The following is a 15,776-nucleotide window of genomic DNA, read 5'->3' as shown; positions in this document are numbered from 1 at the left end:
CCTTCCGCGATCGCGGCATGCCCCAGAGGCACGCCTCGCCGCATCAGGGTAGTCCGGCCCCCGTTAAGAAAATCTGGAAGCCGGCCGAAACGCTGAGGTCAAAGTGCCTTTTCGTAGATCGCGTATTCGCGGTTCACCTTGCTGTCGATGGCATCGGCGATGGCGACCATCCCCTGGTTGTCCTCGAGAATCCAGCCGATCTCGCCTCGCTGCGAATCGAACTTCTGGGTTGCCGAACGCCGGATGTACTCAATCATCATGAAAGCCAGCTGGCTGGCCAGGCGCGAGGACTGCAGCTTTTTGCGCACGCCCATCAGCGGGACGCGCATGTCGGCCTGCTTGGGCTTGCGCAGCCACAGGGCCAGCTTGAGCCAGCCGAGCAACGATGGACGACCGTTCTTGCCGTTGATCCGCTTCTGCGCCTGATTGAGGTCGGGCAGCGTCATCATGAAGGCCACCGGCTCGCCTTCGTACTCGGCGATGCGGATCAGGCTGGGATGGACCAGCGGCTTCAGCTTCTTGCCGGTATGGGCAATTTCCCGCTCGGTGAACGGCACGAAGCCCCAGTTGTCCGACCACGCATCGTTGAGGATGTCGCAGATGATCGCGGCTTCCTCGTCGAAGCGCTTGAGATCGACTTCGCGCACGCGGATCTTGGCGTTCTTCTCGCCCGAGGCGACGATGCGCTGGACCAGCGGCGGGAACTGCCTGGTCACGTCCAGATCGTAGGTGTAGAGCGTCTTGGCCAGCGCATAGCCCGCCCCCTCGATCCATGGCTGATAGGCGGCATTGTGGTGCGCCATCATCACCATCGGCGGGTGATCGAAGCCGCGGACCTGCAGGCCGGGCTCTTCCCATACGGACAGGTTCATCGGCGCCAGCACGCGGGTCATGCCCTGCTGGCGCAGCCAGTTCTCGGCAGTTTCGATAAGAGCGCGGGCGACTTCCTCGTCCTCGGCCTCGATCGCGCCCCAGTTGCCGGTACCCGGGCCCATGCCCTGCTCCAGCGGCAGCGTCAGCGCCAGTTCATCGATGTGCGCCGATATGCGCCCGACGTTGCGGCCATCGCGCTTTGCCAGGAACAGCTGGCAACGGGCATGGTCGAAGAAGGGGTTCTTCCCCGGAGTGAACTTCTCAAGCTCTTCCATGCGCAGATTGGGCACCCAATTTTGATCTGGCGCATTGAGGCGGTAGGCGACGTCGACGAAGGCCTTGATCTCGGCCTTGCCGGAAACGGGTGTGATGACTAGTTGGGCGTTCGCCACGATCCTGCCTTTGTTGTGTGCGAGAAGGATTATCGATACGCGACCTGCGTGCGGCACCGGCAAATTGTCAAGTCGGGCATGGCAGGAGATCGCGGCAACCCCGGCTCGAATCACGGAATTTCCCGGAATCGACCCACAGGAATGCTTTTTGGATTGATTGCATGATTGCCCAGGACGTGATCGACGCCCCCGCTGCCGCCCCGGCGCAACAGCAGAGCGGGACCATCAAGAAGTCGGCGATTCCCGACGACAAGGAGATGCTGCGCGCAGCCGTAGAGCTGACCCGCGACATTTCCGCCGCGCTTCCGCGCATCTACTGGTCGGACATGCTGGTCTCCGCTGCGCTTGGCTACGCCGCACTGGCAGGTGCCATCCTGATCGCCAATCCGTGGCTGGCAACGCTCAGCGGCATCGTCTCCGCGCTCGCGCTCTACCGGGCGCTGCTGTTCATCCATGAGCTGACCCATATCCACAAGGACGCCCTGCCCGGCTTCCGCTTCGGCTGGAACCTGCTGGTCGGCATTCCGCTGCTCACGCCCTCGCTGATGTACGAAGGCGTGCACACCCTGCACCATGCGCGCACGCGCTATGGCACGGTGGACGATCCGGAATACCTGCCGCTGGCCCTGATGAAACCCTGGAGCCTGCCGGTCTTCGCCCTCACCGCGATCCTGCTGCCTTTCGCCCTGTTGCTCCGCTCGGCCATGCTGGTGCCGCTCGGCGCGGTAGTCCCGCCGCTGCGCCGCCTCGTCTGGGCCCGCTTTTCGGCACTGGCGATCAACCCCGAATTCCGCCGTCGACCGCCGGAAGGCGCTTTCAGGCGCATGGTTTTCTGGCAGGAACTGGGCTGCTCGGTCTGGGCGATCGCCCTGCTCGCCAGCACCCTCGTGCTGGGATGGCGTCCGCTGCTGATCGCGCTGTGCATCGTATCGCTGACTGCCTTCCTCAACCAGGTCCGCACCCTTGTCGCGCACCTGTGGGAAAATGACGGCGATGCCATGACCGTTACCGCGCAGTATCTCGATTCGGTCAACGTGCCGCCGCCCGCGGTCCTGGCACCCCTATGGGCCCCGGTGGGCCTGCGCTACCACGCGCTGCACCACCTGCTGCCGAGCATGCCCTATCACTCGCTGGGCGAAGCGCACCGCCGCCTGACCAAGCACCTCGGGCTCGACACGACCTACACCCAGGCAAGCTATCCCGGCCTGATGCCGCTGATGTCGCGCCTCGTCGGCAGCACGATGCGGCCCCGGTAAAATCAAGCGAAAGCCCTTCCCGGCGATCCGAAAGGGTTGCCGGGAGCGGTACTTATTCCTCGGTCCGGATAAGGACCGTTTCCCCGATCAGCGCGAACAGCAGGAATGGCGCCCAGGCCGCGATCAGCGGCGGGTAGCCGCCGAAGTTGCCCATCGCGAGTGCGGCGTTGTCGAAGACGAAATAGGCAAATCCCAGCGCCATGCCGATCACGGCGCGGATGAGAAGCTGGCCTGAACGGGCAAGGCCGAATGCCGCGACTGCGCCCAGCAAGGGCATGAGCGTCGAGGAAAACGGACCGGAGATCTTGTGCCACCAGGCAGCTTCCAGCTCGCTCGTCCGGCGACCGGCATCGCGCAAGGCATAGATCGACGATGCCAGCTCGACGATGTCCTGGGAATTCGCGTCCACTTTCGACATCGTGATCTTTTCGGGCGTGATGCCCGGTGCGACGGTGGCAGTGGCAAGCGTGGTCGTCTTCGTTCCGGCGACGTCGAAACGGACCGGCTTGTCCAGCTTCCAGCCCGGATTGAGGTAAGTCGCATTCTGGGCGCGCAACTGCTCGACGACCATGCCATTGGCATCCCGCCGGTAGAAGGTCACGCCGTGCAGGACCATGCCATTGCCCGTCCCCTCCAGCGACTGCGCCAGCAGGAGGTCCCGCCCGTCGGCAAGGTAGAGGTTGCTTTTCACCCCGGCTTTCTTCGGAATCGGCCCATAGTCCACCGCCTGCCAGGCATCGAGCGTGGCGCTGGCCCGGGTCACGACGCGTTCGTTGAAGCCGAAGCTGAGCACCGAGACGACAAGTGCCGTCAGCATCAGCGGCGCCAGGATCTGGTGCGCGGACAGGCCCGCCGCCTTCATCGAGATGACCTCGCTGTTCTGGTTCAGCGTCGCCAGGGTGATGATCGTCGCCAGCAGCACCGAATAGGGCAGGAACCGCGCGATCAGCTGGGGAATGCGCAAGCTGACGTAATAGAACAGCTGCGCCTCGCCATTGCCCGAATAGGCCAGGATGTCGCCGCTCTCGCCGAGCAGGTCGAGCACCTGCAGCACCAGCACGAGCATCAACAGCACCGCGACGATGCGGGTGACGAAGAGCCGCGCGAGGTAGAGCGTCAGCGAGCGCGAGGGAAAGAATTCAAGCTGCATGTCAGGACGGATCCGCTGGAGCCGGGAGGAGCGGGCCGCGACGGTTGCGGCGCAGCAGCGACTTCAGGCGCTTGCCGACGGTCTCGGCGCCCTTCTCGAGCCAGCCGATCGCCTGTCCGCCCGGTACATAGGCGACGCGGTAGTACATGAGCAGGATCAGTACCGCGAGCACCAGGAACGGCCCCCACAGGCCGATGATCGGATTGATCCGCCCCAGCGCGGCAACGTCCGCCGCGTACTGGTTCACCTTGTGATAGGCCACGACCATGACGATCGAAACGAACAGGCCGAGCGAAGAGCTCGAGCGCTTGGGCGGGATAGCAAGCGCCACCGCGAGCAGCGGCAGCAGCAGCATCATGATCACTTCGACCAGGCGGTAGTTGAAGTTCGCCTGGCTCGCCACGCGTTCCTGCTTGGGCCTCTCGTCGCTCCAGCCCAGCTTCATCAGTTCGGGCAGGAGGTACTCGCGGTCCTCGCCGCCGCGTTTGCGGAACTTCTCGATCTGCGGGAGGTCGATCGGCAGGTCGTGGCGCGTGAAGCTGAGGACGCGCGGGCTGCTGCCCGGCATGTCCTGAATGATCTGGCCCTGCTCCAGGCGCAGGATGACCGTGTCGGGCGCACCCTCCAGTGAAAGGAACTGGCCCTCGCGCGCGGAGATGGACAGGACCTGCCCCTTCTCGTTGGCAACGCGCGCGAAGATGCCGATGAGACGGCGCCCGTCGTCGCGGCTCTCGTCGATGCGCAGTGCGATACGGTCCTTGAGCGCGGTGAACTCGCCCACCTTGATCGAGGCGCCCAGCGCGCCGGACTTCAGCTCGTAGTTGAGCTGCTCGTAATAGTAGCGCGACAGCGGCTGCAGGTAGCCGACAATGGCCAGGTTCAGACCGGCCAGGGCGATCGTGATCAGGTAGGGCACGCGCAGTAACCGCGTATAGCTCAGCCCCACGGCGCGCATAACGTCCAGTTCGCTTGACGTGGCGAGCTTGCGAAAGGCGAGCAGGATGCCGAGCATCAGGCCCAGCGGGATCGCCAGGCTGGCATATTCCGGCAGCAGGTTGGCCAGCATCTTGAACACGACGCCGACCGGGCCGCCCTGCGTCGCCACGAAGTCGAACAGGCGCAGCATCTTGTCGAGCACGAGCAACGACGCCGCCAGCAGGAAGATGCCGAGCATGGGCATCAGCACGAGGCGGAAGATGTAGCGATCGATGGCGCTGAAGAATTTCACGTGTTCGTCGTCACATTACCGTCCTTCCTCTGGCCCTTAACGGCTAGCCGCGGCGGGCGAAAGGCATTTGTCGGCCTAACCCCCGATAAGCTGGGCCTTTGACGGGGAGTGCGACCCAATGGCAACGTCTGCTGTCCCGAGCGCAGGATTGCGCCGGACGCAGCACATCGATGCACCTTGCCGCATGGACTACTGAACTTTCGGAAAGTGCTGGCGGTTCCCCGCCGATCGCCTGGCTGCGCGCTCAGGCCTTTTCGAGCGTGCACTGCAGGGGGTGCTGGTTCTGCCGGGCGAAATCCATCACCTGGTTCACCTTGGTCTCGGCGATCTCGTACGGGAAGATTCCGCAGACGCCGACGCCCTTCTGGTGCACGTGGAGCATGACGCGGGTCGCCTGCTCGAGATCCATCTGGAAGAAGCGCTTGAGGACCATCACCACGAATTCCATCGGGGTATAGTCGTCATTGAGCATCAACACCTTGAACTGGCTCGGCTTCTTGGGCTTGGCACGGGTCTTGGTGGCGATGCCGACCTGTTCGTCGCCACCCGGGTTGCGGGTGGAATCATCATTGTCCCCGCAGCGCAGGGGCCAGGGACGAGAGAGATCTGAATCGGCTAGGTCGGGATGCATGGCGGGTAGAATATCGTAACGGAGCACTGAACTACAAGATGCCCCGGCCAGATAGTACGATTTTCACGCTTGGCCGACCGGGTGCGCCATTGTCACCCGATCGGCCATAATGCGTGCAAACCTTAGAGCGAGGTCTGACGGACCTTCTCCATGGCCATGCTGACGCGGCCCGAGATCGGGGCCATCACGTCGCTCATGAGCTTGAGCATGGCTTCGCTGTTCTTCGAGCTGTACGCCACGGCGCTGTCGAAGTTCTTGCGCATCATGTCGCCCTGGATCTTGAAGAAGTCGGTCGGCGACTTTGCAGCGGCGAGCTCCTTGATGTCGCCCGACATGGTTTCGAAGGTCGAACGACCTTCCGAAACGATCTCCGAGCCGAGACCCTGAATGCCTTCGGCGAAGATCTTGCCGGATTCCATGACGGCTTCGACGTTGCCCTTGGTGAATTCGTTCACTTCACCCATGACGGTGGTGCTCTTTTCGAAAGCAGCCTTGGCCTTGGCCTGAGCCTCGGTCATTGCCTGCTGAATTCCTGCGAAGTTCGCGCTCATGTCCATTGATTTTTCCTCGAGCAAGAAGTTGGTGAATAGTCCTGCGAATACGGGTGACTTGGCATTGACGGTCTTGGGTGCCGCCTTGGTTTCAGATGCCGCGGGCTTGGCCGAAGCAGGCTTCACCTTTGCGACTTCCAGCGCCGGCTTGGCCGGAACGGCCTTTGCCGGAGCAACGGGTGCCGACTTCGGTTCGACAACCGGAGCAGGCTTCGACTCCGCGGCGGCAGCCTTGGGCTTCGCCGCAGTCGTGGGCTTGGCGACTGCCTTGGGGGCAGCTTTCGCCTTGGGAGCCTTGACCACAGTCTTCTCGGGCGCTGCAGCCTTCGTTTCCACAACCGGAGCCGCTTCGGGCTTGGCTTCCGTAGCCGCGGATCGTTCGGTCTTGGATGCTTCGGTCGGGGTCACTGCAAGCTCATCCTTTTTCGATGCTGGTTCCACTGGGGCGGCTTTGGCAGCCGTCGACTTGGCTACCGGCTTGGCCGGGGACTTGGGCGAAGGCTTGTCCGTTGCAGACGCTGCAGCGGCCTCGTAAGCCTTTTCAGCAATCGCCTTGCCCTTCTCGTCTTCGGTGCCGGCCATGAGCGTCAATCCTGCTTCCCGCATCAGCGGTCGGGTCAAACTTTGACCCGATTCGGTAGTCAGCGATTCGAGAATTCCATTTGTTGCGTTGCACAATATGATCTCGCAGCCGCGAAGTCAATATCGAAATTGTGCAGTGCAGCATTCATTATGCAATGCAGCATACGCGCCGAAATTCCGCATCCGGCGCGGGAGGGCAGTCCTCTCTCTCCAATACTGCGCCGCGGCGCGCTGCCACTGCGATCCTACCGAATCCAGCCTGGGTTTGGTATCCGCAAATTCCGAAAGGTTTCGTGACAGTTGCGCAGGATCGCCGATTAAAATTTGGCAGCCGCTGCCGGCCCACAAATCATCCGCCCCGCCGCTGAAGGTCTTCCTCAGCGTGTCATCACATAACGACCGGGCGCATCCTCGATGACCTTGTCGCCGCGACCGCCCGGGCGTCGCTTGCCGCGCGCGGTGACTTCGTCGCTGCCGAACGCGCGAATCCACTCAATCCAGTGCGGCCACCAACTGCCCGGGTGTTCCTTGGCCCCGGCAACGAATTCCTCGAGCGTGTCGGGCGATCCGTCATGGGTCCAGTACTGGTATTTGCCCGAGGACGGCGGGTTCACCACACCTGCGATATGCCCGGACCCGGCGAGCACGAAAGTCTGCGGCCCGGAGAGGTAATGGGTGAACTTCCAGACACTGGTCGGCGGCGCGATGTGATCCTCGCGCCCGGCCTGGACATAGGCTGGCGTCGTGATGCGGTGCAGGTCGATCGGCACCCCGCAGGCGCTCAGTGAATCGGCCACGACGAGACGGTTGTCGCGATAGAGGTCACGCAAGTAGTCACGATGCCAGCGCGCCGGCAGGTTGGTGACGTCGCCGTTCCAGTGCAGCAGGTCGAAGGCGGGATAGTCTTCGCCCTTGAGGTAGTTCTTCTCGACATAGTTCCAGATCAGGTCGTTGCCGCGAAGGATGTTGAAGGTGGCCGCGAGATAGCGTCCGTCCACGTACCCTTCCGGCGAAAGCTGGCCGATCGTCTCGATCTGCTGGTCGTCGACAAAGACCTTGAGATCGCCCGCCCCTTCGAAATCGACCTGTGCGGTAAAGAAGGTCGCGCTGGCGACCTTGTCGGCCTCGCCCTTGCGCGCCAGCACGGCCAGCGTCGCGGCCAGCGTCGTCCCGGCAACGCAATAGCCGATGGTGTGCACCGCCGGGACCTTGAGCCTGTCGCGCACATAGTCGATCGCCTCGATCTGGGCCTGGATGTAGTCATCCCACACCAGGTCCGCCATCGAAGCGTCGGCAGACTTCCACGAGACCATGAAGACGGTCAGCCCCTGCTCGACCGCCCAGCGCACGAAGCTCTTCTTGGCGTTGAGGTCGAGGATGTAGAAGCGATTGATCCACGGCGGGAAGATCACCAGCGGCGTCGCCAGCACCTTGTCGGTGGTCGGCGTGTACTGAATGATCTGGAACAGCTCGGTCTCGTGGACGACCTTGCCCGGCGTCACCGCGATGTTCTCACCCAGCTTGAACGCGGCCGGATTGGTGTGGGTCATCTGGCCCTTGCGCAAGTCGCCGAGCATGTTCTCGAACCCGCGGATCAGGCTCTCGCCGCCGGTTTCGTTGGCCCTGGCCAGCGCCACCGGATTGGTAAGCGGAAAGTTTGCCGGGCTCAGCGCGTCGACCATGGTCTTCGCCGCGAACATCAGCTGCGCCTTGCGACCCGGCTCGATGTCGTCGACCGCCTCGGCGTGCTTCATCACCTGCGAGGACAGCAAGAGGTAGAGCTGGTGCAGCACCGCAAAGATCGGCTTGCTGCGCCACTCCGGATCGGCGAAACGACGATCGCGCAGCGGCATCCGGGGATCGTCCTTCGCTTCTTCGAAGGCGCGCGGCCCCATGCCGTACTGACCCAGCACTGCCGTCAGCACCGCGATGACCTCGTCCCAGAGCCCCTGCTGCACTTCCGGATTCGTCAGCGGAAGCTGACGCATCACGGCCTCGACGGTCGCTACCCACTTCACCGGGTCGGTGTAGTGCGATTTCTCGCCCGTGGCCTTGCCCAGCTGCTCGACCTGGAACTCGGCCCAGATCGACTGCAGGCGGCCGGCGACTTCCGCCCAGTGCACGGCTTTCTGCGCTTCCTGAGAACCTTCGCCCGGGAGCATCTGCCCAAAGAGTGTCGCCATTCCCCTGGCCTGGCTGCGAAGCATATCCGAGAACACTTCCGTAGCGTCAGTAGCCATGAATCACGAAACTCCCTTGGTTCGTGACCCAGTCTTAGCTGCAGTGCACAAACTGTCGAGCCCCTTGCGGGCAATATCCTTGCGCAAACGGCGTGATCGCCATTTGCGCCGGGCGCGTAATCCCCTACAGGGAGCCACGCGGCAATCCCGCCGCCAGCATGGATTTACCGAGGTCATGGAAGACGAGTTCTACCGCATCAAGCGCCTGCCGCCCTACGTCATCGCCGAAGTCAACGCGATGCGGCATGCAGCACGCCAGGCGGGACGGGACATCATCGACCTCGGCATGGGCAACCCCGACCTGCCGCCGCCGCAGCACGTGATCGACAAGCTGTGCGAAGTGGCGCAGAAGCCCGATGCGCACGGCTACTCGGCGTCTTCGGGCATTCCGGGAATCCGCCGCGCCCAGGCGAACTACTACGGCCGCCGCTTCAACGTCGATCTCGATCCCGAGACCGAAGTGGTGATGACCATGGGTTCGAAGGAAGGCCTGGCCAGCCTCGCCACCGCAATCACTGCGCCGGGCGACGTCGTGCTCTCGCCCAATCCGAGCTATCCGATCCACACCTTCGGCTTCATCATCGCCGGGGCGACGATCCGCTCGGTGCCGACCACGCCGGACGAACGCTACTGGCACTCGCTGGAGCGCGCGATGGCCTTCACCGTACCGCGCCCGTCGATCCTGATCGTCAACTATCCGTCGAACCCCACGGCCGAGACCGTCGACCTCGCGTTCTATGAGCGCCTCGTCGCCTGGGCGAAGGAGAACAAGGTCTGGATCCTGTCGGACCTTGCTTACTCCGAACTCTACTATGACGGGCAGCCGACCCGCTCGATCCTCGAGGTCCCGGGCGCGAAGGACGTCGCGGTCGAGTTCACCTCGATGTCCAAGACCTTCTCGATGGCAGGCTGGCGCGTCGGCTTCGCGGTCGGCAACCCGAAGCTGATCGCCGCGCTCAAGCGCGTGAAGTCCTACCTCGACTACGGCGCCTTCACGCCGATCCAGGCCGCCGCCTGCGCCGCGCTCAATGGTCCGCAGGACATCGTCGAGAAGAACCGCGAACTCTACCAGAAGCGCCGCGACGTCATGGTCGAGGCGTTCGGTCGCGCCGGGTGGGAAATCCCCAGCCCCAAGGCCTCGATGTTCGCCTGGGCGCCGCTGCCTCCGGCCCTCAAGGACATGGGCAGCCTCGAGTTCTCCAAGCAGCTCCTCACGGAAGCCGAAGTCGCGGTGGCACCGGGGGTCGGATATGGCGAGGAAGGCGAAGGTTTCGTGCGCATCGCCATGGTCGAGAACGAACAGCGCCTGCGTCAGGCAGCGCGCAACATCAAGCGCTTCCTGAGCTCCAAGGGGGTCAACACACCAGGCGCCTGAAGCCCCGAAAACGGGCCGACATGGTATTTTCTCACATAAAAAACTGTGATCTGGATGACATTCCTGTAAGTTTTTATGTGTTGTTTTTGAACGCCCAAGACCGACAATCTGCGTGCATGAATTGAAGGCGTGCACGGAGATGGGGGAAATGATGGCCAGCCTGGATACCGCCAAGAATGCCGACCAGCGAAAGGGAGCCAAACATGGCTTCTGCTGGTTGGCCTCGGGCGACATACCCAAGGAACTGGATCTGCGTCGGTCAGGCTGGAAGCTTGTCGACCGCGATCGGCCGAGCGAGGAATGCATCGGCATCTTTCATGCCGTCGGCCTGGACAACATGGGCTGGATGCACATCCTCGCCTCGTTCGGAGTGGAGATGCGGCGCCACGTGCTGGTGACAGGCGTTGAACTTGCGCATGAACGGGCCACGCTGCTGCAGATCGGGTTCGGCGATGTCGTCTCGTCGGACATCAGCCTCGAGGAACTGGAAGCCCGCGCCAGCCGCGTCGCCGAAGCGCTGCAATGGCTGCCGCGCCATCGCAAGATCGGCGCCCTCTCGCTCGACCTTCTTGCACGAGAAGCGTTCGGGGGCGACAAGCCGCTCAACCTCAATCCGCGTGAATTCGCCCTGCTATGGCGCCTCGCGGACTCTGTCGGGCAGACTGTCAGCAAGCAGTCGCTGATCCAGGACGTATGGCGCATGGGCTTCGTGCCGGAGACCAACAGCATCGCCGTTCACATGTCCCGCCTGCGCCGCAAGCTCTCCTTCGTGGGGCTGTCGGGCATGATCGAGACGAGCTCGCCCGGCGGCTATCGCCTCACCCTGCCCGATGAACAGGAAGAGGGGCCCGGCGTGCGCTCGCAATACGGGAAAGTGGCTCCGGCGGGCTCTGGCCAGGCCCGCGCCTCCAAGCACTGACGAAAAAAAGGTGCGCCGCCGTCCTACGCCTTGCCGGAGATCGCCGAGAGGTCCGCTGGCGTATTGATGTTAGGGATCGCCCTGTCGATCTTCACCTTGCGCGCGCCGATCCGGTCAGCAAAGCGCAGCATCGAATGCTTCTCGTCGCTGTGGAGCAGCGCTTCGATCGTCTTCGTCGCCGAAGCGGGCCAGAGGCCGATCACCGGCTGATCCGCCAGACAGGCCGGCGCCGCGCCCAGAAGATCGAGCAGGTTGTCGGGCAGCATCGCGACATCGACACCGCAAGTGAGCACCGTTTCGTATCCCTCGTCCCGTGCATGGTGCAGGGCTGCGGCAATACCGCCCAAAGGCCCCATACCGGGGCGCGGCCAGTCGGGCAGTGTCGGTGCCGGCGCCGTCTCGCGCCCCACGACGATCACGTGATCGCACAATCCCGCAAGCGCATCGACCGCCAGAGCCAGCAACGTGTGCCCTTCCAGCTCCGCCAGAGCCTTGTCACTGCCGAAGCGACTGGATTGTCCACCTGCAAGAACGGCTCCAAGGATCATCAACGCGGCTCCTCCTGCGGCCCCGCCAGGTCCGGCGCGGCAAATCGGACCCAGCGTAGCGCAAGGAAGCCCTTAGCCAAACGATAGTTTTCAACCGACGCGCGAATCGGATTGCGCCCGGCCCAGAGGGTTGCTAGGGGCGCACCTCCACAGGAACACCACCTTGGATGGCCCGATGGCGGAGTGGTGACGCAGCGGACTGCAAATCCAGACCCGCCCGGCAGAAATCCTCGATCTTCCGCAAAATCAGGCCAAAACTCACCCACGGAAAACTGCAGGCTTCAGGCGCCCGGTGCGGAAGATTTCGGCCTCTTTTACGTGGGCACTGCGCTCCCTATCTCGGAACGCGTGACCTACCTCGACAAGCACAACAAGATGACCGACGAGGAGCTGCTCGAATATGCGCAGCACCTGTTCAAGCGCGTCGCCAATTCGAAGAGTACCGACATCGGGCTCATCGAACTGCGCAACGTCGTGCCGGCGCTTATCGATCGGTTGCGGGAGAAGGTTGGCCGAACTCAGCCACCGGAATCGCCAACCCCTCAGTAATCAGGGATTGCCCCCACTGTCGCACCCGCTCGAGCCGGATGCTGTTGGCGACGGCTTCTTCGTACTCAGGTCGGGTGAGCACCACCACCGCATCCCGCGAGCATCAGCGAAACGGTCAGAAGCAGCCCGAAGACCATCAACTTTCCGGCGAAGCTCTCCGGCTTCCAGTTCTGCATTGTCGGCCCTCCTTGCCAATTCAGCCTGACGCTGTTCGTTCTCGTCGTTGACGCGCTCCTGCTCGGCCTTGGCGACCTCCTGCACCGCAATCATCTCGGCGATGGTCTTGTCGCGGTCGGCAAGCTTGTCGGTGAGGCCATCGATCCAGAGGAAGCCGTCGATGCGAATGGTCTGTATCGCCAGCGCGGTGAGCAGCATCAGGGCGATGGCGCCGTAGATCTTGCTCGTGAGCGCAGAGAAGGGGTTGAAGGGCATCATGCGACCTTCCTAAACGGTTTGACGATGAAGCCGTTCTGCTTGTGGTTTCGCCGACCCACGATGAAAAGCGTCCAGGGTTCTTCACCCGGCACCATCTCGAAGGCATGGATGTACTTTCGCGAGCGGATGACGATCGACCCTGGCGTGAGCGTGCGGCTTCCCCAAGGGGTATGCTCGATTAGCGAGCCGCGCAGCATGATCGTGACAGACCAGCGCGGGTGGTCGTGCATCTCCTCATTGTGCACACCGACCCATTGGTGAAGCAGAATGTTGAACGGTCGCCACCAAGGCGGCCGATCGTAATGCTCTCCGCTCTTCCCGACCCATTCGTCAGGCCAGAACGGCTGATAGCGATGCAGTAGAAGCCCTCCATCTTCGTGGCGAACGACGCGCAGAGGATGTCGCTCCCGCGCCTGCGCGCGGGCAACAAAGCGATCGACCAACCAACGGAACATCACAGCCCCGTCAGGCACAAGGCGCGCTCTGCCTTGCGCCGGTTCGTGAGTCCGCGAACCTCACGTCCACCCGCCTTATTCCACATCAGGAAAGCATCGCAGGCGCCGACATAGTTCCCGGTGTCGAAGCGCCGCGCCACGGTCGACCGGGCGTAGTTCGCCGGGCCGATGTTGTAGGCAAGCGACGTCGCCGCGGCGAGCTGGTTGCGATGATACTCGAGGCGCGGATTGCGCTTGAGGACCGGCTCGGCATAGCCGACGAGGCTGTCTTCCAGCATGGCCGTGCATTCCGCGTCCGAGTACCGGCGCATCTCGACCTTCGTCTCGCCGTAGCAGACGGTCATCACGCCCACGATGTCGCGGTATGGATCGTTGCGCTTACCCTCCCACCCGGCGATGAATGGCGTGGCGATGGCGAGTGCGGCCGCGATGGCAGCCGAGATCGACTTCTTAGGCAGATTGGTCGCCATTGGCCTTCTCCTTCGAGATGGTGATGTCCTGCGGCCAGAGGCGCGCGATCGTCGGCACGAGGAATACGAGTGCGCCGGCGCCGACCGCGAAGGCAGCGCGCAAGAGTGGGTCGGTCGGGATCATGCCGATGATGCCCAGCACAAGCGTCTGGTTCTCGGTGATGATGCCGGTCAGGATGCCCATGAGGGCGGCAAGCTTGACGCTGTGGAGCTTCCACCAGGCGCGCCATTCGGTGATGAGATTATTCAGCAAGGTCACCCCCTAGTCATCACGTCTGGCAGGGCCGAACCGCACGCGGTCGACCATCCGCCAGAACAGCCACAGGATTGAAAGTCCGACGAACGCCATGGACAGGATCGGCGTTACCTGACCGGCGAAGTCCGCCCATTGCGCGAGAGTGCCGAGCCCCCCGCCTGCCATTGCCACGGCATCGCCTATGTGTTTCGTGCGTTCGTCGATCAAAGCGGCCCCCATTGCCGGTGTTAAAGAGCGTTATCCGAGCCACTGATTCATGAAATCGATCAAAGGCATCCGATTGATTCAAAAATGTAATTTCTGGAACTGCAGGAATGAGCCCATGATCCGCCGCCATGCGGAAACTGCTCAAATCCCGGTGGGGCAAACTGGGCCTCGCACTCGTCATCGCGAACGAGATCAGAGGCTGCCTTGTGGTGGCTGGCATCGTCGGCGCATGGTGGTGGGGCGGGTAGGCCATCAGTTCACCACACAGGCCTGGCGACGGCGAGATGACGCAGAGCCCTCAGGGGTCAAAGTGTCAACGATTACGCCATATGTGATTTTTGATGCGGCTATGCCAGCATTTGGCCCAACCAAAACACCATAGGTCGCCTTGGAGATAGTCACACCATCCCCCGGGCCAATTACAGAACCATATGTGATCTTTGAGACATCAATTGTCATGTTTGGGCCACCAAGCCGAAGTTCTGCGCCGTGTCCTGAGCATTAGCTTGGGTCCATGCAGAGCCAGTTGCGGGGTCTGTTGTCCAACGTGCCCTGTAGGCAGTGTAGCCCGCGCCAATTCCAGCGTAGTTGCTTGCCTGATCGTAGTTTGTTGAGGATTTTCGGAGGCGCGCCTTAACATTTTGCGCGCCCGTCGCAGCCGAACGAACACGAGCGCTTACTTGCACAAGCTTGACGGTCCCTGACGGAAGCGTCATCGCGCTATGCGTGTAGGTTTCGGCATCGCCATTGTTCGTCAAGGTCGTTGCATCACCGTCATTGGTGGTGCTTTCATCTACATCGGTGTATGAGCCCGATCCCGCTGTGTAAAAACCGTCACCGGTTGGGGCAGCAATGCAATATCTATGGCCGATAGTGGCCTCATCACCCCAAATACATTCAGAGACGTGCCAGCGACCTGTCCCGCCAGCCCATCGCACGCGCCATTCATCGATATTTGTAACGGAAGTCATCGAGGCGCTTCCGCTCGTATAGATTGAGCTATTTATGTACCATTCAAATGATCCAGATGCTCCACAAACAATCTTAAAGTCAAACCTGAGCAGCGGGTTTCCAGATACGGTGTAAGAGCTACCGATATTCACCCATGACGATCCATTCCAGTATTGAGCTTGCGCTACATCATTGCTGGTGTGGTATATTCTGAATACGGGAGTTCCCGAACTATTATAAAGCTCAAGCCCTACAGATCCACTTTGCCATGTATTCCCCCGGTAGACGTAGAACGCCATCCAGAACGTTGTGAATGATCCTAGACCAGAACTTCCGGGCGTGACTGCCGATACATAATCAGACACAGTCGATCCGGCATACCAGGCATTCCTAATCCCGTATGTTCCATCAAACCGGTTGGATGTTGTTGTCTCAACTGCAGTCCCTGTATTGTAGAGTTCATGCAGTTCGGTCGCCGCGTAGAGTGTCATCAGTGTACTCCAATGATGGTGAAGGCCATGTCAGCGGCGGTCGCATCGGCCGTTCCCGGCGCTACAATCTTGAGGACATCGCCGGCAGCGATGCTCTTGCTGGTCCCGCTCGCAGTCGTGGCAGTCACGCTGCCGTCAGTGCCGACAGTGATTGTGCCGATCGTCACGCCATTGTTCTGCACATCGAGCGCGAATGAACTCGTCGGATTGGTGCCGA

18 protein-coding genes are annotated in these 15,776 nt (G+C 62.1%); 4 read left to right on the top strand and 14 right to left on the bottom strand.

Annotated elements, in window-relative coordinates; translation table 11 throughout:
* Positions 1-98: 98 nt before the first annotated feature.
* Positions 99-1,265 carry a hypothetical protein gene (locus tag SPHV1_RS10155; protein ID WP_054946016.1) on the bottom strand — a complete coding sequence of 389 codons (1,167 nt, stop codon included), beginning with the start codon at positions 1,263-1,265 and terminating at the stop codon, positions 99-101.
* A gap of 161 nt (positions 1,266-1,426) precedes the next feature.
* Here SPHV1_RS10155 and SPHV1_RS10150 point away from each other — a divergent pair, with 161 nt between their 5' ends.
* Positions 1,427-2,521, top strand: coding sequence for a fatty acid desaturase (locus SPHV1_RS10150; protein WP_054945926.1), 1,095 nt, complete (start codon positions 1,427-1,429; stop codon positions 2,519-2,521).
* A gap of 52 nt (positions 2,522-2,573) precedes the next feature.
* On the opposite strand, the gene lptG is transcribed toward SPHV1_RS10150, so the two are convergent.
* The 5 genes from lptG to SPHV1_RS10125 all read right to left on the bottom strand — a co-directional run bounded on the left by lptG (position 2,574) and on the right by SPHV1_RS10125 (position 8,903).
* Entirely contained in the window at positions 2,574-3,671 is a 1,098-nt protein-coding gene (gene lptG / locus SPHV1_RS10145; RefSeq protein WP_054945925.1) for an LPS export ABC transporter permease LptG, read from the bottom strand.
* A 1-nt stretch (position 3,672) separates the two neighbouring features.
* Positions 3,673-4,899, bottom strand: a complete 1,227-nt coding sequence (lptF, locus tag SPHV1_RS10140) for an LPS export ABC transporter permease LptF (RefSeq protein WP_054945924.1) — start codon at positions 4,897-4,899, stop codon at positions 3,673-3,675.
* A 244-nt stretch (positions 4,900-5,143) separates the two neighbouring features.
* Complete coding sequence (clpS, locus tag SPHV1_RS10135) at positions 5,144-5,530, bottom strand: ATP-dependent Clp protease adapter ClpS (protein ID WP_176167994.1); 387 nt, start codon at positions 5,528-5,530, stop codon at positions 5,144-5,146.
* Between the two features lie 122 nt (positions 5,531-5,652).
* Positions 5,653-6,663: a phasin family protein gene (locus SPHV1_RS10130; protein WP_231634616.1), complete on the bottom strand. Its 1,011-nt coding sequence runs from the start codon at positions 6,661-6,663 to the stop codon at positions 5,653-5,655.
* A 377-nt stretch (positions 6,664-7,040) separates the two neighbouring features.
* Positions 7,041-8,903: an alpha/beta hydrolase gene (locus SPHV1_RS10125; RefSeq protein ID WP_054945922.1), complete on the bottom strand. Its 1,863-nt coding sequence runs from the start codon at positions 8,901-8,903 to the stop codon at positions 7,041-7,043.
* Positions 8,904-9,078: 175 nt separating this feature from the next.
* Here SPHV1_RS10125 and SPHV1_RS10120 point away from each other — a divergent pair, with 175 nt between their 5' ends.
* Positions 9,079-10,278, top strand: coding sequence for an LL-diaminopimelate aminotransferase (locus tag SPHV1_RS10120; RefSeq protein ID WP_054945921.1), 1,200 nt, complete (start codon positions 9,079-9,081; stop codon positions 10,276-10,278).
* A gap of 148 nt (positions 10,279-10,426) precedes the next feature.
* Complete coding sequence (locus SPHV1_RS10115; protein ID WP_231634615.1) at positions 10,427-11,197, top strand: response regulator transcription factor; 771 nt, start codon at positions 10,427-10,429, stop codon at positions 11,195-11,197.
* Positions 11,198-11,220: 23 nt separating this feature from the next.
* Here the strand turns inward: SPHV1_RS10115 and SPHV1_RS10110 are convergent, their stop codons facing one another.
* The gene (locus tag SPHV1_RS10110) at positions 11,221-11,745 is read right to left on the bottom strand and encodes a molybdenum cofactor guanylyltransferase (protein WP_054945920.1); all 525 of its coding nucleotides are present in this window, start codon (positions 11,743-11,745) and stop codon (positions 11,221-11,223) included.
* Positions 11,746-12,063: 318 nt separating this feature from the next.
* Here SPHV1_RS10110 and SPHV1_RS10105 point away from each other — a divergent pair, with 318 nt between their 5' ends.
* Positions 12,064-12,294: a hypothetical protein gene (locus SPHV1_RS10105; protein WP_054945919.1), complete on the top strand. Its 231-nt coding sequence runs from the start codon at positions 12,064-12,066 to the stop codon at positions 12,292-12,294.
* On the opposite strand, the gene SPHV1_RS10100 is transcribed toward SPHV1_RS10105, so the two are convergent.
* The 7 genes from SPHV1_RS10100 to SPHV1_RS25450 all read right to left on the bottom strand — a co-directional run.
* Positions 12,295-12,729: a hypothetical protein gene (locus tag SPHV1_RS10100; protein WP_054945918.1), complete on the bottom strand. Its 435-nt coding sequence runs from the start codon at positions 12,727-12,729 to the stop codon at positions 12,295-12,297.
* Positions 12,726-13,172, bottom strand: coding sequence for a hypothetical protein (locus tag SPHV1_RS10095; protein ID WP_156367327.1), 447 nt, complete (start codon positions 13,170-13,172; stop codon positions 12,726-12,728). The genes SPHV1_RS10100 and SPHV1_RS10095 overlap by 4 nt, the downstream gene beginning before the upstream one ends.
* An 11-nt stretch (positions 13,173-13,183) precedes the next feature.
* Positions 13,184-13,654 carry a lysozyme gene (locus SPHV1_RS10090; protein WP_054945916.1) on the bottom strand — a complete coding sequence of 157 codons (471 nt, stop codon included), beginning with the start codon at positions 13,652-13,654 and terminating at the stop codon, positions 13,184-13,186.
* A complete protein-coding gene (locus SPHV1_RS10085; RefSeq protein ID WP_156367326.1) occupies positions 13,635-13,907 on the bottom strand; it encodes a hypothetical protein in 273 nt (90 codons plus the stop codon). Before SPHV1_RS10085 ends, SPHV1_RS10090 begins: the two co-directional genes overlap by 20 nt.
* Positions 13,908-13,916: 9 nt before the next feature.
* Positions 13,917-14,117 carry a hypothetical protein gene (locus SPHV1_RS10080; protein ID WP_156367325.1) on the bottom strand — a complete coding sequence of 67 codons (201 nt, stop codon included), beginning with the start codon at positions 14,115-14,117 and terminating at the stop codon, positions 13,917-13,919.
* Between the two features lie 455 nt (positions 14,118-14,572).
* Complete coding sequence (locus SPHV1_RS24970; protein ID WP_156367324.1) at positions 14,573-15,559, bottom strand: hypothetical protein; 987 nt, start codon at positions 15,557-15,559, stop codon at positions 14,573-14,575.
* Positions 15,559-15,776, bottom strand: a 218-nt coding sequence (locus tag SPHV1_RS25450) for a hypothetical protein (RefSeq protein ID WP_197277704.1), incomplete at its 5' end; no start/stop codon positions are given. The genes SPHV1_RS25450 and SPHV1_RS24970, both read right to left, overlap by 1 nt.

This window comes from Novosphingobium sp. KN65.2 (assembly GCF_001368935.1).
Classification (GTDB): domain Bacteria; phylum Pseudomonadota; class Alphaproteobacteria; order Sphingomonadales; family Sphingomonadaceae; genus Novosphingobium; species Novosphingobium mathurense.
Note: the sequence above shows the minus strand (reverse complement) of the source record. Positions and strands in the feature narration are given on the sequence as shown.